Below are 21,249 nucleotides of genomic sequence, written 5' to 3' on the forward strand. Positions count from 1 at the left end.
CACGACGCGGGATCGTATCTCAAGCCAATTCACACTCCTCCCGTAGCCTCACTCGTCGGTAATCTCGGGGCGGCGGCCGCCGTCGGGGGCGGCGAAGGCGTTGCACCGTCGCCGGGCAGGGCCGTCACCGAGCCGGTCGGCTCCGGGGCCCTTATCGCCGGGGTTGGCGTGTCGGGCGGTGGCGTGAGAGAACCAGACGGACGGGTCGGCGTGCCCGGAGTAGGGGTTCCGCAGGTGGCGGTGCGCTCCGGCGTAAGGTCGCTCTCCGGAGTCGGCGTACCCTCGTCCGCGGACCCGGTTTCGGTGGTCTCGGGCGTCGGTGTCTTCAGTGGAGCGGCCCGCCATCCGCTGGCCCTTTCGCGCATCGCGGAGGTCGAGTCGGAATCCAGCGCCGCGTCGCCACCGACCGTCACCCCGTCCACGGCGACAATGCCGAACGCCTCCGGACCGATCGCCCGCGACCCTCCGCGTCCGGCAGCAACCGGGGCGGTCGTTTCCACCGAAACCCGCAATACGCCAACCCAGTCGCTCTGCCCGTCCGCACTGGGGACGGGAGCCGCGCTGGACACGAGGTCGACATCGACGAACCGATGCGGCGGCAGGAATGACACAGCGCTCACGGTTATCCTGGTTCTACCGTCGTCGTAGGAGTCCTGTGGCACACCACTGACCGGTACCACCGGGAGCGCGACCGTCACTTCCGCTCCGTTCGGGCGCGGCGCCACGCCGTATCTGTATGCGCCCCGCGGAAACAGGACCGAAATCGCCGGCCGGTCCACGACGCCGTCGAGAAAGATGTTGAGCGCCCAGGAATCGTAACCGTCGTCTTCGGTGAGCGGGCCCGGTTCGCCGACGAGCGTGAAGTCATGGTCGCCGGATTCGAGGGGGATCCGAATCCCGAAGTCGCCGGCGTTGAGTAACGGGGTAGTGAAGCTCTCCGGAGGCAGGCCCCGGAGAACTCCTAGGCCAAACCATCGCGACGACGAGAAGGTATGCCAGAGCTGTCCGGCCTCGATCGTCGCCGACTGCGGATCGAACCCTGTCGGCATACCGCGGAAATCGGCGGAATACACGACGATGCCGGTTATGGTCGACGCAGCCTGCACTCGGCCGCGGAGTGGAACCAGAACGCAGGCGAGGACAAGCAAAGCGGCGGTACGCGATAACATTAGAAGTCGATATCCTGGGTCACCGGGAGCGACCGCGCCAACCACGCCGGCGGTCTATCCGTCGGCGGGCAGATGCCCCGGTCTGAAGATGACTTTCTTGTCCTTCACGATCAACTGATCGTTGAGATAGAGCTGCACGGCCTGCGCAAGAACGGCCGCCTCGAGTTGCTGGCCGCGCAATCGCACATCTTCCAGAGTGTCTTCTCCGACCCGTATGTGGAATACGTCCTGCAATATGACCGGCCCCTGATCGAGTTGCTCGGTGACGAAATGCGCCGTGCAGCCGGAGACTCGCACGCCTTCCTCGTATGCCTGTTTGTAGGCGTTGGGACCCGGATGATAAGGGAGCAGGGACGGGTGGATGTTAATGATGCGGTGCCCGTACCGCTCGACCAGTCCCGCGGTCAGGATCTGCATGTAACGCGCCAAAACCACCAGATGCACATCGTACTCGCCGAGCTTCTCGATCAGGAAGGCCTCATGGGCGGCCTTGTCGGTCGAGGCGTGGAAGAAGAACGGAATGCCGTGGCGTTCGGCCAGCGGACGCAAGATGTCGTGGTTCGACAGCACGACGACAAGATCGCCGTTGAGTGCACCGCGATCGCGGTCCTCGATGAGCCGTTCGAGGCAATGCGGCTCCCGACTCACCAGTACGCCCACCCGGCGGCGTTCCCGGCGCCCGTGGAGCCGGATGCTGACGTCCATGTGAATCTCTTCGCCGATGCGCTTGAGGCCGAGGATCAACTCGTCCAGATTGCCGCTGAGATCGCGCAGGTCGACGAGCATCGTCATGATGAACAGGCCTTCGACGATACGCTGTTCGATGTCCTCGATGTTGATGCCGGAAGCGGCGAGAAAGGTCGAGATACGAGCCACGACCCCCTTCTGATCGCGGCCGATCACCGATACGATGGCGAGGTTCTTGTCCATAATACGGGTCTCCTCGAACGGCACACCTTACGAACTGCGCCGGCCATGGTCAATTTCACGGTTTGTCAGCCGCCCGACGGTGCGAAAGTCGACGGCAGCGATTAGAATTCACGTGGGCCTGACGCAGCCGGGTAGGCTGCGCGATGCACGGAGGGCAACCATGACCCCAAGAGACCGTGACCGATACCGGCAGAAGCTCCTGGAACGCCGGGAGGGACTGCTGCGCGATGTGGCACATGTCAGGGCCGAGATGGCCGGTCTCGCCGAACAGCGTGAACCCGAGTTCGAGGAGCAGGCCGGCGACGACCGGGCGACCCAGGTCCTCGATCGCCTCGATGCCCGCGAACAGGTCGAGCTCGAACTGGTGGAAGCCGCCCTTGCAAGACTCGACGACGGCCGCTTCGGCACCTGCGCCGCGTGCCAAAAGCCCATCGCGGTGCGTCGTTTGACGGCCCTGCCATGGACGCCTTACTGCCGGGATTGCGCCGAGGCAGTCGAACGCGGCACATCTGCGGGGGAAGAGCCCGAGGCACGTCCAGCGCCCCTGCCGCCTGACTATGCTTTGCTGACCGGCAGCGAGCTCGAAGCGGCGATTCGCGAACACCTGCACGAAGACGGCAGGGTCGATATGGACGAACTCCGCATCGTCTGTCGCGGCGCGGTGGTCCACCTCGAAGGGGTCCTGCCAAGCGCCGCCGAGAGGCAGATCCTGCTGCACACGCTCACCGACGTCATGGGCCTCGCCAACGTCGTCGATCGGCTGCGCATCAGCGAGGTGCCCTGGGAACGCGAGGACCGCACCGCCGACAACCTGGCCGCCGAGCAGAAGCCATGGGATCAAGCGGTCGGCAGCGAAGACATCGTCGAAGCTACCGAGGACGGCGCGGATTTCATGGCCCCGGACCGTCCCGTCCCGGACGAGGAATGATCGGCGATCGGCCCGGGGGGACGTCGGAGGAGGCGCCCTGGAATGTCCTGGTCACGGCACAGGAGGGTGCCGGACGGGATCTGAAGCGGCTGGTGAAACGGTTCGGAACCTTCCGAGCCAGCGGCTTTCGCAATGTCATCGTCGGCCACGTAGCCGCGGTGCCGGAGTTCTGCCGTGCGCTCGACGCCGAACTCGAACGCCGACCCTACGCCCGCGCCTGGCTCGGTAAGGTACGCCCGATTCAGCATACGCTCCCGGTCGACGTCGCCACCTTCGCCGCTGACGTCGAGGCCATACTGGCGACCATGGCGGACCAGATCGGGGAGCGCAGCTTCCACGTCCGTGTGGAACGTCGCGGCCATAAACGGGTCCTGAGTACCCGTGACCTCGAATTGCGCCTCGGGGAGTACATGTGGAACGCCCTGGAAGCCCGCGGCTGCCACCCGACGGTTGCCTTCGACGACCCCGACGTCGTCGTCGCCATCGAGATCGCCGGCGATGTTGCCGGAATCTCGATGATTTTTCGAGAGCTTCGGGGGGAGTTCCCGTTCGTTAAGATCGACTGATACGGCTCAGCAGTCGATCTCATTCGCAAACTCGAAACAATCGGCATAATTGAATTTGCACGAAGCGCGTGCGTCGAGTAGTTTGACGCGGCGGTCAACGCCTGCCCGCGCAGCACTCCAACTTAAGCGGCAAAGAGGTCTGGTACCATGGATGATGGGTTCGGTGCACTTGCACTGAAGGTGGAAGAGTCGGAAGAACAGGAACGGGAATTAGCCGTCGAATCGGCGCTCGAGGAAATCGAGGAAGACGGAGCTGACTCCGTTGCCGAAGTCAGCGGCGATTACGACCTGCCTCAGTACTTCTTTCAAACCGTTGGCGCCACGGCGATGCTCACGCGCGAGGAAGAACTCGACCTCGCCCATCGCATCGTGCGCGTACGCAATCGCATTCGCCGGCTCCTGCGGCGTTTCCCGCGGCTGGTCAGCGCGGCGCTGCCGGCGCACGGCCGTAGCGTTATTCATCCCAGCGACGATTTCCGCGAACGCGAAACCGTGATGGTCCTCGAATTTGCCCGGGCCCTGCTGCGGTCCCGGCGCCGGGTGGACGTTCAGTTCGGCACACGCCTGCGACTGAAGGAGTTCGTTCAGGACCTTTCCCGCGCGCTGGACGATTACCGGCGACTGCGCGACCGCATGATCGAGGCCAACCTGCGGCTCGTGATCTCGTTCGCCAAGCGCTACCGCCGCGCCGGAGTGTCCTTTCTCGACATGCTCCAGGAAGGCACGCTCGGGCTGATCCGCGCGGTGGAGAAGTACGATCCGGTCAAGGAGGTCAAGTTCGGCACCTACGCCGTGTGGTGGATTTGGCAGCAAATCGGCCGCGCCGGCGACATGCACGGCGGACTTATCCGCACGCCAGTGCATTGGAACCAACTGCGCCGCAAGGTGGGTCGAGAAACGCAGCGTTTGCAGACCAAGCACGACGGCACTGTTGACCGCGAGGCTCTCGCCGAAGCCAGCGGCGTCGACATCGAGCGGCTCGAGACCATGACCCAGAATTTCCAGTGCCTGTCGCTCGACTCCCCCCTGGGAGCCGACGACGACCGGACACTGGAAGAGCTGCTCGCCAGCGACCAGGCGGACCCCGAGTCCGAGGTCGCCGCCGGGAACCTCAGCGAACGCCTCGAGTGGGCGCTCTCGCAGCTTCCTGCCCGGGAAGCCGACATACTCCGACTCCGGTTCGGCACCGGCGACGCCAAGTCGCTGACCCTCGAAGAAGTAGGGCGCCGGTACGGCGTCAGCCGCGAGCGTATTCGGCAACTCGAGGCTCGAGCCCTGCGGCAACTGCTCCCAATCTGCGAAGAGCAGGGACTCCGCGCTTACGTCGACTGATTGTCCGCCCCGATGGGGCTTCCGATTGCCGCACCGGTACCCTGGGCACGCAAGACCCGCAGCCGCACCAATGCTGCGGGTCTTGCGAAACCGTACCGGGACAGAGTAGTAGCCCCCCGTCGGCGCTGGGCAGTGGGCCCGGCGCCCCAACCCGAGGAGAACAAATGAGGAAGGTCGCCGCCACCATCGTGGGCTCACTGCTGTTGCTGAGCCTCCCCGCAGCCGCAATCGAACTGAAAACCGAAGAACAGAAGACTCTCTACGCACTCGGCGTCGCACTGAGCCGCAACCTGACCTCGCTCAACCTGACCCCCGCCGAGCTGGAAGTCGTTGAAGCCGGCCTTGCCGACGGCACCCTGAACAAGCCTAAGCTCGTCGAAGCCGAGCAGTATCTTCCCAAAGTACAGGAGCTCATGAAGACCCGCATGACGGCGGCCGCGGAAGTCGAGAAGAAGGCCGGCAGCGCGTTCATCGACAAAGCTGCGGCGGAAAAGGGGGCCAAGAAGACCGAGTCGGGGATGGTTTACCTCGAACTCACGCCCGGCAGCGGCGACCAGCCGAAGGCCACCGACAAGGTCAAGGTGCACTATACCGGCACCCTGACCGACGGGACCGTGTTCGACAGCTCGGTCCAACGCGGCCAACCGGCTACCTTCCCCCTCAACGGCGTGATCAAGTGCTGGACGGAAGGCGTGCAGTTGATGAAGGTGGGCGGCAAGGCCAAGCTCGTCTGTCCCGCCGACCTCGCTTACGGCGAGCGCGGATCGCCGCCGAAGATCAAGCCGGGCTCGACTCTCGTGTTCGAGGTGGAGCTACTCGGCATCGAGAAGTAAACGTACCGCGCCGGCAGCGCTGCGAGAGGCGCACTGACCAGCACGGGCACGAACGGGCGTGGGCCCTACCAGCGGCGGGTCTCGCCGACGTTCAGGGTCCACGCTCGATCGGCTGCCATGCCAGCACCGCGGGCCGCCGAATGGAAGCGCCACGGCGGTTCTCCCATCGGCTCGTCGGTAAGCTCGAAGGTACCGAAGTGCATGCCGATAACGCGAGTTGCACGCACGTCCAGCGCCGCCTGCACGGCTTCCTCCGGGTCGAGGTGGACCGGCCGCATGATGCTCGACGGCGCATAGGCGCCAATCGGAATCGCGGCAAGATCGATCTTCCCGAAACGTTTGCCGATCTCCGCAAACCCAGCAAAATACCCCGTGTCGCCGGCGTGATAGAAACGCCGCGTCGGACCTTCAACCACCCATCCCGCCCACAGCCGTTTGCCCGCGTCGGTTAGCGACCGGCCCGAGAAGTGCTGCGCCGGCACGCAGTGGATGCGAACGTTACCGAGCGCGATCGACTGCCACCAGTCCAGCTCGATCGCTTTGCCACCGACCGACTCCACCAGTTCACCCATCTCCAGCGGCACCACGAAGACGGCGCCCCGTTCGGCCAGCGCACGCACCGACTCGAGGTCGGTGTGGTCGTAATGGTCGTGCGAAAGCGTGACGAAATCCACCGGCGGCAGCGCCTCCATCGGCACACCCGGCACCACCGCGCGCCGCGGTCCGGCGAACGACACCGGACTCGCTCGTTCGGAAAACACCGGGTCGGTGAGGAATGTCATGCCGTCCATGCGCACCAGAAAAGTCGAATGCCCGATCCAGGTGACGCTCGGGTTGTGCATCATCCCGCCGCGGTCGAACTGAACCAGCCGCGCACCGACCGGGCGCGCTACGATCGACGACCACGCCCGCCGCAACATGAACGGAACGAACTCCAGACTCGCGCGTTGTATCGGCCCGGCTCCGTTGACGAACCGGCCCTCGACGCGCGGCGCTCCCGCTCTGGCCATACTCGCTCCCGCGATCGACAGAGTCGCAGACAGCGCCGCGACCCACCATGATTGAAGCATTGCACACCATTGTGCGGAATCGAGTCGGCGGCGCAATGGGGCCGGGAGCGGCCCCCCTGCCCCTCCACAACCATCGAAACCGCCCAGCCACGGCTCCCTTGACCGTCGCGCGTTTCCCGGCCAGCCTGAGCACCCCATGGACATTTACATCGATGGCAAGTGGCTGCCGCGCGACACGGCGACGATCTCGGTCTTCGACCACGGCCTCCTGTACGGCGACGGAGTTTTCGAGGGCATCCGCGTCTACAACCGCCGTATCTTTCGTCTCGATGCCCACGTCGATCGCCTCTACGCGTCCGCCCGCGCCATCGCCCTCGAAGTGCCGCTATCCCGCAACGAAATGATCGAGACCGTACGCACCGCCGTCAGCCGCAACCGCACTGCCGACGGCTACATCCGGCTGGTGGTGACCCGCGGCTCGGGCGATCTCGGCATCGACCCGCGCAAGTGCCCGCGTGCTACGGTCATCGTCATCGTCACCGGAATCGAGGTTTACCCGGCGGATCTATATGCCCGTGGGATCAGAGTCATCACCACCGCGACGCGGCAGGTCTCGCACGATGCGTTCGACCCGCGCATCAAGTCGCTAAACTACTTGAAGAACGTTCTCGCCAAGATCGACGCCTACAAGGCCAATGCAGAAGAGGCGATCTTACTGAACGCCGCCGGCTTCGTCGCCGAGTGCACGGCCGACAATCTCTTCGTGGTCCGCAACGGTCGCGTCTCGACGCCCTCGCCGCTGGACGGCGCACTGGAAGGTATTACACGTGCCGCGATCCTCGAACTGGCCGCCGAGGCCGGGATCCCCGGCGGCGAAGCCAGACTCACGCGCTACGACGTTTACGTCGCCGACGAGTGCTTCGTCACCGGTACCGGCGCCGAAGTCATGCCGGTAACCGAAGCCGACGGCCGTCCCATCGGCAACGGCCAGCCCGGGCCCATCACGAGCCGGCTCTCCACGGCCTTTCACGCCCTCGTGCGCCATGAGGGCGATCCGCTCTGGTAAAGCCGTTCGTTCAGTCGAGAGCGTCGTACAGCGCCCCGATCAGCGCGGCGGCGCGCGGATCGACCAACCAGAAACCCATGTGCATTTCGTTGGGAACGTAGCCGAACCCGAGCCCGCGATCGGGGTCCGCAAAAGCCATCGAGCCGCCCATCCCGCCGTGCCCAAAACCGCGCGGACTGGGCCCGAGTCGCTCCGTCGGCGTAGACAACATAAATCCGAGACTGAACCGCGTGTGCTGCGGCATCATCGCGTCGGGCCCATCCGATTGCACACGCCAACACCGTTCAAGTCCCTCGCCGCTGAGCACCGGCGTGTGACCGGCCCGTCCGCTGCACGCCAGCGCACCGTAGATACGCGCGAGCGCCCGTGCAGTGGCGTGGCCGTTGGCCGCCGGCACCTCGGCCGCACGCCAGGCTCGCGTGTTTACGTCCTCGATGACGAGAACGGGGTTGGTCAACAGCTTCGCCTGCATCGACTCGGGCTCCGCCAGTACCTGCGCAACGTAGGCCATCTGTTCCGCACTCGGCGTCGCCGGAATCAGGTCCGCCGTACGGGCGTCGAACGCCGGCGGCGTGCCGAAGTGGAAGTCTACGTCGAACGGCCCGGCAATCGTCTCGCGGAAGTACGCACCCACGCTCTGCCCGGTAACCCTGCGCACAACCTCGCCCACGAGATGCCCGAACGTGAGACCGTGATAGCCGTGACGGGTCCCCGGCTCCCACCACGGTTCCTGCGCGGCGAGCGCAGCGGTCATCGTCTCCCATCGCAACAGGGCGTCTGCGGGCAACGGCGCCGCAATCGCCGGCAGCCCGGCACGGTGGTCCAGCAGGTAGCGCACCGGCAGTCCCGCCTTGCCCGCCGCGGCGAACTCCGGCCAGTAGCGGTCCACCGGCGCATCCGGATCGAGACGAGCGGCATCGACGAGTCGATGCGCGCACAACGCCGTCATCCCCTTGGTCGTCGAGTAGACGTTTGCAAGGGTGTCCGGCGTCCAGGGCTGCGTGCGGGCCGCGTCGCGCCACCCCCCGCAGAGGTCGACAACCGAACGGCCGTCGATCGTAATCGCCAGCGCCGCCCCGGTCTCGCCATGGGTCGCCGCGTTGCGAGAGAATGCCTCACGGACTGCCGCAAACCGCGCGTCACAATCGCCGCTGATGGGAAAGCTCTTTTCCATGGTGGCCCCACCTGTAGCACGACCGGCCCGGCCCGCCACACCGGCGCACCGCGGTCGTTCTTGCAGGTGTGCCGCCCGCAAAGTACTGTGCGCGCCGCGCCCGGAACCTGGCCATGCCCGCCATCGACACCGCCGCCCGCACCGCCCGACGCCGGGAGCGTGCCAACGCCATTGCCGCCGCCGGCGGTATCGACGCCGCCGTCTCGTCGGGAGCTTTACCGCACCGGATCGACACGACGCTTTCGGAAGCACTCGTCCTCGGTCTTCTGCGGCAGGGAGTTCGTACCTACCTCAGCGTCCTCGGTCACGGCTCCACCGAAATCGGCGAGGTGCTGCGCGTTTACGAGGAGGCGGGTCTCGTGCGCACCTGCGGCCTGCGACATGAAACCGAGGCGGCGCACGCCGCAACGGCCCTGCGCTGGGTCACCGGAGAGAAGGCCGCCGTCCTCACCTCCATCGGCCCGGGCGCCTTACACGCGCTCGCGGGTTCGCTCGCATCTGCCAGCGACGGCATCGGCGTCTGGCACATCTATGGCGACGAGACGACCCACGACGAAGGGCCGAATATGCAGCAGATCCCGAAGGCGGAGCAGAACCTCTACCTCCACCTCTGCGCCACGCTGGGTGCCGCATACTGCCTGCACACCCCGGCCGCGCTCGGCACCGCACTCAGACGCGGCCTCGCCGTCGTCGACCACCCGCACCGCGGCGGCCCCTTCTACCTCCTGCTGCCGCTGAATACGCAGCCGGCCGAATTGCGTGGCTTTCACCTGGACGAGTTGCCGGTGGGGACGCCCCCCGCGCTGGGCGCCGCCGCCGACCACGGGGCCTACACGCTCGCCGCCGACGCCTTGCTGAAGGCAAGCAGGATCGTCGTCAAGCTGGGCGGGGGCGCCCGTCACGCCGGACCCGAAATCGCCGAGTTCCTCGATCTCGTCGACGGGGTCGCCGTTACCAGTCCCCTGGTCTCCGGCGTGATTCCGTTCGCCCACCCGCGCAACATGACCGTCGGCGGCTCGAAGGGCTCGTTGAGCGGCAATTACGCCATGGAGCACGCCGACTTGCTGGTCGCGGTCGGCACGCGCTTCGTCTGCCAATCGGACTGCTCGCGCACCGGCTACCCCGAGGTCAAACAAGTTATCAACGTCAACACGGACCTCGATGCCGCTCTGCACTATGCGCACAGCCTTGCCCTGGTCGGCGACGCCGCACCCACCCTTGCCAGACTCAACGCGGCCCTGCGTGACCACGGCGTCAGACCGCCGGCCGTTCAGTCCCCGTGGCTGCACGACTGTCGCGCCCGGCGCCGGCAGTGGGAGGAGTACAAGGCGGAACGCTATCGCCGCGAACGCCTGTTCGACGCGGTGTGGGGTGGGGAGGTGCTCACACAGCCCGCCGCGATTAAGGCCGCCACCGACTGGGCCCGCGCCCACGATGTCGTCAGTTTCTTCGACGCCGGCGACGTGCAGGCCAACGGCTTCCAGATCGTCGAGGACGACCGCCGCGGCCGCACCTTCACCGAAACCGGCGCCAGCTACATGGGCTTCGCCGTTTGCGCCCTGCTGGCCACCGGACTCGCGTCCCGCCCCTTCTACGGACTCGCGCTCACCGGTGACGGCTCGTTCACGATGAATCCGCAGATCCTCATCGACGGCGTCGTGCATGGCGCCCGTGGGTGCATTCTCCTCCTCGACAACCGCCGCATGGGCGCGATCGCCGCTCTGCAAGAAGCGCAGTACGACGCCGGTCATGCCACCTGGGACCACCTCGCCGTCGACTACCTGGCGTGGGCCCGCGCCGTCCCCGGCATCGCCGCCTTCGACGGCGGACGCTCGATCGAGGCCTTGCGCACCGCTCTGGACCGAGCCCACGCCCACCCCGGTCTCTCTCTGGTTCACGTCCCCGTGTACTTCGGACCGGACCCGCTCGGCGGCATGGGCGTCTGGGGCCGATGGAACGTCGGCAATTGGGTTGACGAGGTCGAGGCCGGCAGGCACGAGATCGGCCTGTAGGAAGAGGCTGGAGGCTGAAGGCAGAGAACGGACCGCGAACACTGTCAGGTGAGATCAAGATGACCGCACAATCGGGCGCGACTCGGCCTCCGGCCCCCAGCCTCCTCTTCATCGCCGGCCAATGGTGCGACGCCGCAGACGGCGCGCGCATTCCCATCGTCAACCCCGCCACAGAGGAAATCGTCGGGTATGTCCCGCGAGCGACGGCCACCGATCTCGATCGGGCACTCGCCGCCGCCGACGCGGCCTGGCGCCACTGGCGCGAGACCGATGCGTGGAGCCGCAGCGCCGCCCTGCGGCGCGTTGCCCAACTCCTGCGCGAACGCGCCGACTACATCGCCGACGTCCTGACCGAAGAACAGGGCAAGCCGTTGGCGGAATCGCGCACCGAAGTGCAGGCCGCGGCCGATCAGTTCGACTGGTTCGCCGACGAGGCGCGGCGCATTTACGGCCGCGTCGTCGAGGGCCATTCGCCGGCGCACCGCCTGCTCGTGTTGCGGCAGGCCATCGGACCCGTGGCGGCCTTTACGCCCTCGAACTTCCCCGCGCTCCTCCCGGCGCGCAAGATCGCGCCGGCTCTCGCCGCCGGTTGCTCGATCATCGTCAAACCGGCCGAGGAGGCCCCGCGTACCTGTCTGTGCATCGCGCAAGCGTGCGCCGAAGCCGGGGTGCCGCCCGGCGTGGTCAACGTGGTTACCGGCGATCCCGGAACGATCAGCCGGCACCTCGTAGCCTCCGAGGTCATCCGCAAGGTAACCCTCACGGGTTCGGTGCCGGTGGGCCGCGAGATCCTGCGGCTCTGCGCCGACGGCATCAAGCCGGTCGCCATGGAACTGGGCGGCCATTCGCCTTTGCTGGTATTTGCCGACGCCGACATCGAAGCGGCCGCCGAGATCGCCGCGCGCGGCAAGTTCCGCAATATGGGTCAGGTGTGCATCGCAGCCAGCCGCATCTTCGTGCAGGACACCGTCGCCGACCGCTTCACCGAACGGTTCGTCGCGGTTACCCGGTCGCTCCGCGTCGGCGACGGCCGTGACCCCGCCAGCGATCTTGGCCCCCTCGCCAGCGCGCGGCGCCTGACCGCAACCGAGGCCCTGATCGAAGACGCCAGGCGCCACGGCGCCCGCGTGGTCACCGGCGGCGGCCGCCCGCCGGAACGAAAGCGCGGCTTTTTCTTCGAGCCGACCGTACTCACCGACGTCTCGCCGGCAATGCGGGTCATGGTCGAGGAGCCCTTCGGCCCGCTCGCGCCCATCACACGCTTCTCGAGCATCGAGGACGGCCTCGCGCGCGCCAACGCCACGGAGTACGGGCTCGCGGGTTACGTCTTCACGCGCGACACCAGCACCGCCTTCCGGGTCGCCGAGGGGCTCGATGTCGGCATGGTCGGCGTCAACAACGTCGTGATCGCAGCCGCGGAAATCCCATTCGGCGGCACCAAACGCTCCGGCTTCGGACGCGAAGGGGGCAGCGAAGGCATCGAAGGGTACAGCGTGACGAAGTACGTAAATATCAAGTTGTAGGAAACCGGGAGCCGTCGTTCGTGATTATCCCATCGATCCCACCGCCCGGCCGCGCCACGACGCAACCCCCGACTGCGCCCCGCAACGAGGTCCAAGATGCCCATCGATCGCTCCCTGACCTCCTACGGTGATCCGGGATTCAGCCGTTACCTCCGGCGAGCGTTCCTGGCCTCGGCCGGATTCGACGGTGTCGATCTTGACCGCCCGGTCGTCGGTATCGCCGACACCACTTCGGACTACACGACCTGCCACCGCAACATGCCCGAGCTGGTCGCCGCCGTGCGCCGGGGCGTGCTCGAAGCGGGCGCCCTGCCGCTCGCGTTCCCGACCGCCTCGCTGCCGGAGATCCTGATTTCGCCGACGTCGATGCTCTATCGCAATCTGCTGGCGATGGAGACCGAAGAATCGATCCGCTCCCAACCCATGGACGCGGTCGTTCTGCTCGGCGGATGCGACAAGACCGTTCCGGCGCAGCTCATGGCGGCGGCCTCGGCAAACCTGCCGGCTTTGTGCGTGGTCACCGGGCCGATGATGACCGGGAGCTGGCGCGGACAACGGCTCGGGGCCTGCACCGATTGCCGGCACTACTGGGCGGCGCATCGTGCCGGCGAGATCGACGAGCGGGAGATCGGCGAGGTCGAACAGCGACTCTGCGCCACCGGGGGCACGTGCATGGTCATGGGCACGGCATCGACCATGGCATGTCTGACCGAAACGCTCGGCATGATGCTCCCCGGGGGCGCGGCACCGCCGTCCGCCTCGGGAGATCGGCTGCGCCACGCCGTAGCGAGCGGGCGCCGGGCGGCGGAGCTGGCCCGCACCCCCATCGCCCCGCGTCAGGTGCTGACGCCGGCGGCGTTCCGCAACGCCCTCACGGTGCTCGCCGCAGTTGGCGGCTCGACCAACGCGATCATTCACCTCACCGCCGTGGCGCGCCGCGCCGGAGTGTCGCTGACGCTCGACGACGTGCACGCGATCTGCGCGCAGGTGCCCTTACTGGTCGACTGCAAGCCGGCAGGGAGCGGGTATATCGAGGACTTCCACCACGCCGGCGGGCTACCACCGCTGTTGAAGACCCTGGCACCGCTGCTGGACCTCACCCACGTCGGCATGAGCGGCCAGCCGCTGGGCGATTTGCTCGCGGCGGTCGAGCCGCCTGCCGCGTGGCAGACGACGATCCGGACGCTGGACCAGCCGCTCGGACCTACGGGTGCGCTGGTCACCCTGCGAGGCTCGCTTGCACCGGACGGTGCGGTGATAAAACGAGCCGCGGCCTCCCCTGCCCTGCTCCGGCACAGCGGACCGGCGGCGGTGTTCGATTCGCCCGAAGACGCGGCGGAACGTCTCGACGACCCGGCGCTGGCACTGACGCCGCAGCACGTTCTCGTGCTGCGCAACGCCGGGCCCGTCGCCGCCGGCATGCCGGAGGCGGGTTCGCTGCCGATTCCCCGGTATCTCGCCGAAGCCGGCGTGCGCGACATGGTCCGTGTCGCCGACGCCCGCATGAGCGGCACAGCCTACGGCACGGTGGTGTTGCACGTGTCGCCGGAAGCAGCGACGGGCGGCCCGCTGGCCCTGGTGCGGAACGGCGATATCGTCGATCTCGACGTCGACGACCGCCGCATCGACCTGCGTGTCGACGCCGACGAGTTGGGCCGCCGTCGCGCCGCCTGGCGCCCGCCGCCACGCCCCCTGCGCGGCTGGGCCCGTCTGTACGCGGATCATGTCCTGCCTGCCCACCTCGGCGCCGATCTGGATTTCCTCGGCCCCGAACCGCAGCGGTGAGCGCTACCGCCCTTCCCGACTGCCCCGTTGCCGCTTTAGAATCCCATCTCCCGCATCTCCACCGGCCGGCGCTCGCGGATCGAACGTTCCGCCGCGGCGCCGACGGCGACGGCAAGCGCACCGTCGAGGGCCGTCACCGCCGCCGGTGCGCCACTGCGAATTGCCGCCTGGAAAGCGACATGCTCGCGGTACGTCGAGCCGTGATGGGCACCCGCCGCCTGCACCGCGTCGTCGAGACTGAATCTTTCGGTCGTATGGGCGCCACCGTCGCGCGGACAGAGTACGAACGCGTGATCCGGCTCGAACGCCAACGCCTTGCCGCGGTCTCCCGTCACCGCCAGCTCCACCTCGTGCAGCGAATTCTCGGCAAACATGCACAGGTCGAGCATCGCCCGTTCGCCGCCGGCATAGTCGACGACGGCGAAAGCGTTATCGATGATGTCCGGCGTCTCTCCGCCGTAGGATTCGTCGAGGTGGTTAACGTCCTGCGCCCCGGAGGCGTACACGCGCGCCGGCGGCCCCGCAACGACGAGGTTCATCAGATCGAAGAAATGGCAGCACTTCTCCACCAGCGTGCCGCCCGTGTTGCGCGCAAAACGGTTCCAGTCGCCGACCTTGGGCAGGAACGGGAAGCGGTGCTCGCGGATCGCCACCATGCGCAAACGTCCGATCGTCCCTTCGCGCACCGTATGGAGCAACCTCTCGACGCTCGGCATGAAACGGTACTCCATCCCTACCCACACCAGACCGGGGTGTCTTGCCGCCGCCTCGACGATACGGTGGCAGTGCTCGACCTCGGTACACAACGGCTTTTCGATCATCACGTGGAGGCGCGTGCGAAAGACATCCTGTAATACGTCGAAGTGCGTGAAGTTCGGCGTGGCCACCACCACGGCATCGACCGGCGCCCGTCGCAGCAAGTCGCGGTAGTCCTCGTAGACCTCCACCTGCTCGCCGGCGAAACTGCGGCCCCACTCGCGACTCGTGGGATTGCTGTCCGCAATCGCCACCACCTCCGCACCGGTCAGTTTAATGTTCATGATGTGCTCGCAGCCCATCATGCCCGTGCCGACAATTCCGAACCGCATCCCGTCGCCCATGGTGTCGATGTCTCCTTGCCGCGCCGTGGCGCCTCGTTTCTGCTAGCGCGTTTTGGTAGCGTCGCGCCACATGAAAGCTCCGCAGATCGCGTTCGCAGAGAACTCTGTCGGCAAGCCATGACGCACCCGGAGCGCGGACCAACCGACGCCGACGCCGGCGTCTTCGAGGGACGGCGTATAGCCAGGCGGTTCGTATCTCCCGACGGCTTGATCGTTCTGGTCGGCAAGACCGCCGCCGACAACGACATCCTCAGCCTGCGCCTCGGCGCACCGCAGGATTTCTGGATGCACGTCGCCGGGGAGTCCGGATCGCACGTCGTCGTGCGCAACCCGGACCATCTCGACCGCCTGCCGAAAGACACACTGCATTTCGCCGCCGCCCTCGCGGCGCGGTACTCGAAAGCTCGGCACGGGGGACGGGTCGCCGTACACGTCGCGCGCTGCCGCGACGTCTCGAAACCGCGCGATTTCGAACCCGGGAAAGTCCTCCTCTCCCGTTACACGACGACCCACGCGACGCCAGCCGATGTCGGGTGACGGAGAAGGGCGGGGGCTGGCGCGTTAGCGATCACTCGGGATCACCCGTAGCGGCCGCCTCATTTCTTGACCCGCCGCATCAACTCGGACCCTGCCCGCCGCACCCAGGCGCGCGGTAACGCACCGGTGACACTGCTCAGCATGCGGTTGCCCAGTCCCGGCACACAGATCAGTTCGCCCTTGCGCATCGCCGCCAGCGACGCCCCGACCACGTCCTCGGGGCTCATCCAGAACATGTCCGGCATGCTCGAAGCATCGATACCGGCGCGATCCTGGAACTCGGTCCGCGTCAGGCCCGGACAGAGCGCCTGAACGTACACGCCGGTGCCTCGCAACTCCTCGTGCAGCGCCTCGGTGAAGCTGTTCACATAGGCTTTGGTGGCGGCGTAGGTCGCATTGAACGGTCCCGGTTGGAACGCCGCCAGCGACGACACGTTGACGATCGCCCCGTGCTTGCGCTTCGCCATCGCCGGTAGCGCGGCACGGGTCAGCCGCACCAGGGCGAGCACGTTGAGGCGGATTTCGTTCTCCTCCGCATCCACGTCGAGCTTGTCGAACCGGCCGAAGGTCCCGAACCCGGCATTGTTCACCAGCAGGTCGAGGTCACGATGCTGCGCCACCAGGCGCTCCACGGCATGCAATCCGGCAGTATCGGTCAGGTCCGCCGCATGCGCTTCGACGTCGACGCGGTATTCGCCGCGCAACGCCCGCGCCAGCGCGCTAAGGCGATCCCTGCCGCGGGCAACGATCGTCAGATCGTATCCCTCCCGTGCGAGCTGCCTCGCAAACGCTTCGCCGATCCCCGACGACGCCCCCGTGACCACCGCCCAGCGCTTCCCGTGCTCCTTTGTCATCGATCCTCCTCGTCTCCCGGTTCCGACGCCAAACCAACTCGCAAGAACCATCGTCCATGTCGCAACTACCGGCGCCGAACGTCCAGCACCCACCAACCGCGCAACGCCTTCTTCTCACTCGTACCTCAGCGCAACGATCGGATCGAGCCGGGCTGCCTTGCGTGCCGGGTAATATCCGAAGAACACGCCGACCGCGCCCGAGAAGAGGAAGGCGCCAACGACGGCGGACGGGGCGATGAGCATGGGCCAGCCCGAGAAATAGGCCAGCAACTCGGCCGCACCCAGACCCAACCCCACGCCGAGAACGCCGCCGACCATGCTCAGAGTCACGGCCTCGACCAGGAACTGCAGCAAGATGTGGCGCGCCTTGGCGCCAACGGCCATGCGCAGACCGATCTCGCGGGTCCGTTCGGTCACCGACACGAGCAGGATGTTCATGATGCCGATGCCGCCGACCAGGAGCGAGATCGCCGCCACACTCAGCAGCAGATTGGCCATGACCTGATTCGCCATCTGGGAAGCTCGCGCCATATCGTTCAGGCTCCGGACGGTGAAGTCGTCGTCCTCACCGGGCTGTATGCGATGGCGCTGGCGCAACACGTCGGTAATCTGCCCGATCGCTTCGTCGATTTCGTCCGCGGCCACGGCCGATGCCCAGATCATGTCGACCGTGCCGAGCAACTGGGAGCCGAGGACACGCCGTTCGGCGGTTGAGAAAGGCATCAACACCAGGTCGTCCTGGTCCTGTCCCCACGCCGTCTGCCCCTTGGCCGCGAGCACTCCGATGACCGTGAAGGGCACATTCTTGATGCGGATCGTCGTCCCGACGGGGTCCTGCCCGGGGCCGAAGACGTTATCGACAACCGTCTGCCCGAGAACCGCGACGCGATTGGCCGTTTCCTCGTCGCGTTCCGTAAACGCGGATCCGGAGGAGACCGGCCATTCCCGCACGGCGAGGAAATCCGGAGTCGCCCCCTGCGCGACGGTCGACCAGTTAAGGTCGCCGTTGACCACCTGAACGACCTGCCGGCGGAAGTAGGTCACCGTGGCGACCGCCGGGCAATCCTTCTCGATTGCCCGCGCATCGCCGGCGGTCAGCGTCGACACGCCTCCCCAGCCCGAACGCGCCCCGGCAGCGGTGGTCGCACCGGGGATTATCATTAGAACGTTGGTGCCGAGGCTGCGGATCTGCTCCTGTACGGCGGCGTCGGCGCCGCGGCCGACACCGACCATCGCAATTACCGCGGCAACGCCGATGACGATCCCCAGCATGGTCAGCGCCGAACGCATCTTGTTCCGGCGTAACGCCCGGAATGCCGCGCGAACGGTCATGGCGAGGAGTTTCATGGTGGCGTTCCCGTCTCTTGTGCGATCGCACCACCCGGGTTCCGGGTATCGCTGAGAATCCGTCCGTCGCGGAACGTGATCACGCGCTGCGCGTGACGGGCGACGTCGGCCTCGTGAGTGACCATCACGATCGTCAGGGCGCGTTCGCGGTTCAAGCGGCCGAAGATCTCCAGAATCTCCTCGCTCGTGCGCGTGTCGAGGTTGCCGGTAGGCTCGTCGGCGAGCAGCAGCGCCGGTTCGTTGACCAGGGCGCGGGCAATGGCCACCCGCTGCTGCTGGCCGCCGGAGAGCTGGCTCGGCAGGTGCGCCTCGCGACCGCCGAGGCCGACATTGACGAGCGCCGCACGGGCGCGGGCAGCGAGGTCGCCGACCGCGCCGTCGGCGTAGAACAGCGGCAGCTCGACGTTCTCGAGGGCCGTCGTGCGCGGCAGCAGGTTGAAGTTCTGAAACACGAAGCCGATGCGACGGTTGCGAATCTCGGCGCGAGCGTCGGGAGACAGCGCGGCAACGTCCTCGCCGGCGAGGCGGTACGACCCGCGCGTCGGCCGGTCGAGGCAGCCGACGATGTTCATGAACGTCGACTTGCCCGAACCCGACGCGCCCATGATCGCCACGAACTGCCCGGCTTCGATCGCCAGCGAAACGCCGCCCAGGGCGGCGAGTTCGACGTCACCAAGGACGTAAACCTTCCAGAGGTCGTGAACCTCGATGAGCGGAGCGCGGGTCGACACGTCAGCGGAAGCGCGGCGCACCCGGAATGCGCGGCCCTTCGGTCTTTCTCGCCGCCGGCTTGCGTCCGACCGCGACCAGGGTTCCCGCTTCGAGCGGGCCGCTCAGCACCTCGGCGAAGCGTTCGTCGCGCAGGCCGGTGGTGATGTCGGTTCTCCTCAGCTCACCGTCCGGCTGCGCCACCCATACCGCCGACCCGGTCCCATTGGTCCTCCAGTCGCGCCGCGGCGTCGGCGTACCGCCGCCTGTCGTCTCGGGATTGAAGCGCAGGGCCCGCAGCGGGACCCGCAGCACATCGTCGCGCTCTGCCGTAACGATCGTTACGTTGGCGGTCATGCCCGGCTTGAGCTCCATCCCCGTGTTATCGACTTCGACGATGACATCGTAGGTCACGACGTTCTGGACCGTGATCGGCGCGTTGCGAACCTGGGTAACCGTACCGGCGAACGGTTTGCCCGGATACGCGTCGACCGCGAAGGTCGCCTGCTGGTCGGAATGGATAGTGCCGATATCCGATTCGCTGACACTGGCGTTGACCTGCATGCGCGTCAGATCTTCGGCGATGAGGAAAAGCGTCGGTGTCTGGAAGCTGGCGGCCACGGTCTGGCCGACGTCGACGTTGCGCGAGACGACCACGCCGTCGACGGGCGACGTGATATCGGTGTACGCGAGGTTGATACGCGCTTCGTCGAGGTCCGCCTGGGCTTGTTTGACGCCGGCCTCCTCGAGCGCGAGTTGGGCGCGCGCCTGGTCGAGGTTGCTGCGGGCGGTGTCGACATCCTGTTGGGAAATGAGGTTCTTCGCGCGCAGGCCGAGGTTGCGGTCGAAGGTGAGTTGTTTGAGTGCGAGGTCGGCGCGCGCCTTGTCGATGCGGGCGCGCGCATTGGCGAGGTTCGCTTCGGCGCGCTCCACTTTGACGACGAACGGCGCCGGATCGATCTTGGCGACGCGCTGGCCCTTGCGTACCGGCGAGTTGAAGTCGACGTCGATGTCGCGAATCGGACCTGAAACGTAGGTGCCCACCTGCACGGTCGTCACCGGGTTCACGGTTCCCGTGGCGGTGACCACGGCGGCGATCGGGCCGCGGTCGACGGTTTCGAAGGTATACTCCGGCGGTTCGTTGGCGCTACCGGTTTGCCAGTACCAGACCCCGCCGCCGGCGGTGGCGAGGAAGAGGACGAGGACCAACGGGGTGCGCAGGCGGCGCAAGCGAGCGGAAGCCACGGCAGTTGGGTGAACAGTACCAGCCCGCGCGGGCGGTCACAATGTTGTTGGAGTCCTGGGCTCCTGGGGGCTTGGGACGGAGGGCGCGGGCCTCCGCAAGACCGTCTGGGCCAGGACCCCAGGACCTCCGTCACAGCCAGCCGGCGCGCTTGAACCACCAGTACAGGAACCCGCATGCCGAGAACATGAACCCCATGATCGCGTAGTAGCCGTATTCCCATTCCAGCTCGGGCATGAAGCGGAAGTTCATGCCGTAGATGCCGGCGATCATCGTCGGCACGGCAAGGATGGCGGCCCAGCCGGCGAGCTTCTTGGTCACCTCGTTCTGGCCCACCGAGACCAGGGACAGGTTCGCTTCGAGCGCGGTGGTCAACAGTTCTCGCTGACTGTCGATCGATTCGTTGATGCGGATGACGTGGTCGTAGACGTCCCGGAAATAGACCCGCGTGTCCTCGTGAACGATGCCGACGTCGAAACGCACGAGGCGGTTGCAGACTTCGACCAGCGGCGATACGGCGCGCTTGATCGCGACGAGGTCGCGCTTGAGCCCGTAGATCCGCTGCATGGTTGCGCGCTCGAAAGTCTCCTCGAAGATCTCCCCCTCGAGGTCTTCGAGCTGGTCCTCCAGGGCGTCGACGATCGGGAAATAGTGATCGACCACGAAGTCCATAACCGCGTACAGAACGAACCCGGGGCCTTTGCGGAGTAGCTGCGGGGTCGATTCGGCGCGGCTGCGCACTTCCGAGTAGGACAGCGAGGCGCCGTGGCGCACCGTGACCAGGTACTGCGGACCCACGAAGATGTGCGTTTCGCCGAAGCCGATGGCGCCGTTCTCGAGCAGCGCGGTGCGCAGCACGACGAAAAGGCTGTCACCGTATTCCTCGAGCTTCGGCCGCTGGTGCGCCCGCAGCGCGTCCTCGACGGCCAGGTCGTGGAGGCCGAACTCCTCCTGAATCTTGCGCAGCGTACCTTCGCTGGGCTCGTGCAGGCCGATCCAGATGAACTGGCCGGGAAAGCGCAGGATTTCGCTGATGTCGTCGATGTCGACCTTACCGACCCGGCGGCCGTCGGCGTACGCCACGCAGTTGACGACGGTGTCCATGTCGCTCCGAGTCCCGGCAGGCGCAATA

General features: G+C 66.7%; 19 protein-coding genes. 9 read left to right on the forward strand and 10 right to left on the reverse strand.

Annotated features, from left to right (window positions below):
• Window positions 1–29 precede the first annotated feature (29 nt).
• Both L6Q96_06155 and L6Q96_06160 read right to left on the reverse strand, forming a co-directional pair.
• Window positions 30–1,169: a hypothetical protein gene (locus L6Q96_06155; protein MCK6554154.1), complete on the reverse strand. Its 1,140-nt coding sequence runs from the start codon at window positions 1,167–1,169 to the stop codon at window positions 30–32.
• Between the two features lie 54 nt (window positions 1,170–1,223).
• The gene (locus L6Q96_06160; protein ID MCK6554155.1) at window positions 1,224–2,099 is read right to left on the reverse strand and encodes a formyltetrahydrofolate deformylase; all 876 of its coding nucleotides are present in this window, start codon (window positions 2,097–2,099) and stop codon (window positions 1,224–1,226) included.
• Between the two features lie 160 nt (window positions 2,100–2,259).
• Between L6Q96_06160 and L6Q96_06165 the strand changes: the two genes are divergently transcribed.
• From L6Q96_06165 to L6Q96_06180, 4 genes are all read left to right on the forward strand, one after another.
• Window positions 2,260–3,027, forward strand: a complete 768-nt coding sequence (locus L6Q96_06165) for a TraR/DksA C4-type zinc finger protein (GenBank protein ID MCK6554156.1) — start codon at window positions 2,260–2,262, stop codon at window positions 3,025–3,027.
• Complete coding sequence (locus L6Q96_06170) at window positions 3,024–3,593, forward strand: THUMP domain-containing protein (GenBank protein ID MCK6554157.1); 570 nt, start codon at window positions 3,024–3,026, stop codon at window positions 3,591–3,593. Before L6Q96_06165 ends, L6Q96_06170 begins: the two co-directional genes overlap by 4 nt.
• 147 nt (window positions 3,594–3,740) lie before the next feature.
• Window positions 3,741–4,925 (forward strand): RNA polymerase sigma factor RpoD/SigA, encoded by a 1,185-nt coding sequence (locus L6Q96_06175; protein ID MCK6554158.1) that lies wholly within the window; start codon window positions 3,741–3,743, stop codon window positions 4,923–4,925.
• 164 nt (window positions 4,926–5,089) lie between these two features.
• Complete coding sequence (locus tag L6Q96_06180) at window positions 5,090–5,758, forward strand: FKBP-type peptidyl-prolyl cis-trans isomerase (protein MCK6554159.1); 669 nt, start codon at window positions 5,090–5,092, stop codon at window positions 5,756–5,758.
• Between the two features lie 65 nt (window positions 5,759–5,823).
• Here L6Q96_06180 and L6Q96_06185 read toward each other — a convergent pair whose 3' ends face one another.
• Window positions 5,824–6,768 (reverse strand): MBL fold metallo-hydrolase, encoded by a 945-nt coding sequence (locus L6Q96_06185; protein ID MCK6554160.1) that lies wholly within the window; start codon window positions 6,766–6,768, stop codon window positions 5,824–5,826.
• Window positions 6,769–6,964: 196 nt separating this feature from the next.
• Here L6Q96_06185 and ilvE point away from each other — a divergent pair, with 196 nt between their 5' ends.
• Window positions 6,965–7,834, forward strand: a complete 870-nt coding sequence (gene ilvE / locus L6Q96_06190) for a branched-chain-amino-acid transaminase (GenBank protein MCK6554161.1) — start codon at window positions 6,965–6,967, stop codon at window positions 7,832–7,834.
• A gap of 10 nt (window positions 7,835–7,844) precedes the next feature.
• On the opposite strand, the gene L6Q96_06195 is transcribed toward ilvE, so the two are convergent.
• Entirely contained in the window at window positions 7,845–9,008 is a 1,164-nt protein-coding gene (locus L6Q96_06195; GenBank protein ID MCK6554162.1) for a beta-lactamase family protein, read from the reverse strand.
• Between the two features lie 113 nt (window positions 9,009–9,121).
• Here L6Q96_06195 and L6Q96_06200 point away from each other — a divergent pair, with 113 nt between their 5' ends.
• The 3 genes from L6Q96_06200 (at window position 9,122) to L6Q96_06210 (ending at window position 14,328) form a co-directional block, all read left to right on the forward strand.
• Window positions 9,122–11,020, forward strand: coding sequence for a thiamine pyrophosphate-dependent enzyme (locus tag L6Q96_06200; protein MCK6554163.1), 1,899 nt, complete (start codon window positions 9,122–9,124; stop codon window positions 11,018–11,020).
• A gap of 59 nt (window positions 11,021–11,079) precedes the next feature.
• Window positions 11,080–12,543, forward strand: coding sequence for an NAD-dependent succinate-semialdehyde dehydrogenase (locus tag L6Q96_06205; GenBank protein ID MCK6554164.1), 1,464 nt, complete (start codon window positions 11,080–11,082; stop codon window positions 12,541–12,543).
• A 96-nt stretch (window positions 12,544–12,639) separates the two neighbouring features.
• Window positions 12,640–14,328: a dihydroxy-acid dehydratase gene (locus L6Q96_06210; protein ID MCK6554165.1), complete on the forward strand. Its 1,689-nt coding sequence runs from the start codon at window positions 12,640–12,642 to the stop codon at window positions 14,326–14,328.
• Window positions 14,329–14,363: 35 nt separating this feature from the next.
• On the opposite strand, the gene L6Q96_06215 is transcribed toward L6Q96_06210, so the two are convergent.
• A complete protein-coding gene (locus tag L6Q96_06215; protein MCK6554166.1) occupies window positions 14,364–15,428 on the reverse strand; it encodes a Gfo/Idh/MocA family oxidoreductase in 1,065 nt (354 codons plus the stop codon).
• A 117-nt stretch (window positions 15,429–15,545) separates the two neighbouring features.
• Here L6Q96_06215 and L6Q96_06220 point away from each other — a divergent pair, with 117 nt between their 5' ends.
• Window positions 15,546–15,965: an NFACT RNA binding domain-containing protein gene (locus L6Q96_06220; protein ID MCK6554167.1), complete on the forward strand. Its 420-nt coding sequence runs from the start codon at window positions 15,546–15,548 to the stop codon at window positions 15,963–15,965.
• A gap of 59 nt (window positions 15,966–16,024) precedes the next feature.
• On the opposite strand, the gene L6Q96_06225 is transcribed toward L6Q96_06220, so the two are convergent.
• The 5 genes from L6Q96_06225 to corA form a co-directional block, all read right to left on the reverse strand.
• The gene (locus L6Q96_06225; protein MCK6554168.1) at window positions 16,025–16,819 is read right to left on the reverse strand and encodes an SDR family oxidoreductase; all 795 of its coding nucleotides are present in this window, start codon (window positions 16,817–16,819) and stop codon (window positions 16,025–16,027) included.
• Between the two features lie 114 nt (window positions 16,820–16,933).
• Window positions 16,934–18,166 (reverse strand): ABC transporter permease, encoded by a 1,233-nt coding sequence (locus L6Q96_06230; GenBank protein MCK6554169.1) that lies wholly within the window; start codon window positions 18,164–18,166, stop codon window positions 16,934–16,936.
• Window positions 18,163–18,897 carry an ABC transporter ATP-binding protein gene (locus L6Q96_06235; GenBank protein MCK6554170.1) on the reverse strand — a complete coding sequence of 245 codons (735 nt, stop codon included), beginning with the start codon at window positions 18,895–18,897 and terminating at the stop codon, window positions 18,163–18,165. Before L6Q96_06235 ends, L6Q96_06230 begins: the two co-directional genes overlap by 4 nt.
• Window position 18,898: 1 nt before the next feature.
• Window positions 18,899–20,119: an efflux RND transporter periplasmic adaptor subunit gene (locus L6Q96_06240; GenBank protein MCK6554171.1), complete on the reverse strand. Its 1,221-nt coding sequence runs from the start codon at window positions 20,117–20,119 to the stop codon at window positions 18,899–18,901.
• 130 nt (window positions 20,120–20,249) lie between these two features.
• On the reverse strand, window positions 20,250–21,221 hold the full coding sequence (gene corA, locus L6Q96_06245) for a magnesium/cobalt transporter CorA (GenBank protein ID MCK6554172.1): 972 nt from the start codon (window positions 21,219–21,221) through the stop codon (window positions 20,250–20,252).
• Window positions 21,222–21,249: the final 28 nt, after the last annotated feature.

This window comes from Candidatus Binatia bacterium, from assembly GCA_023150935.1.
Lineage (GTDB): Bacteria > Desulfobacterota > Binatia > HRBIN30 > HRBIN30 > JAKLJW01.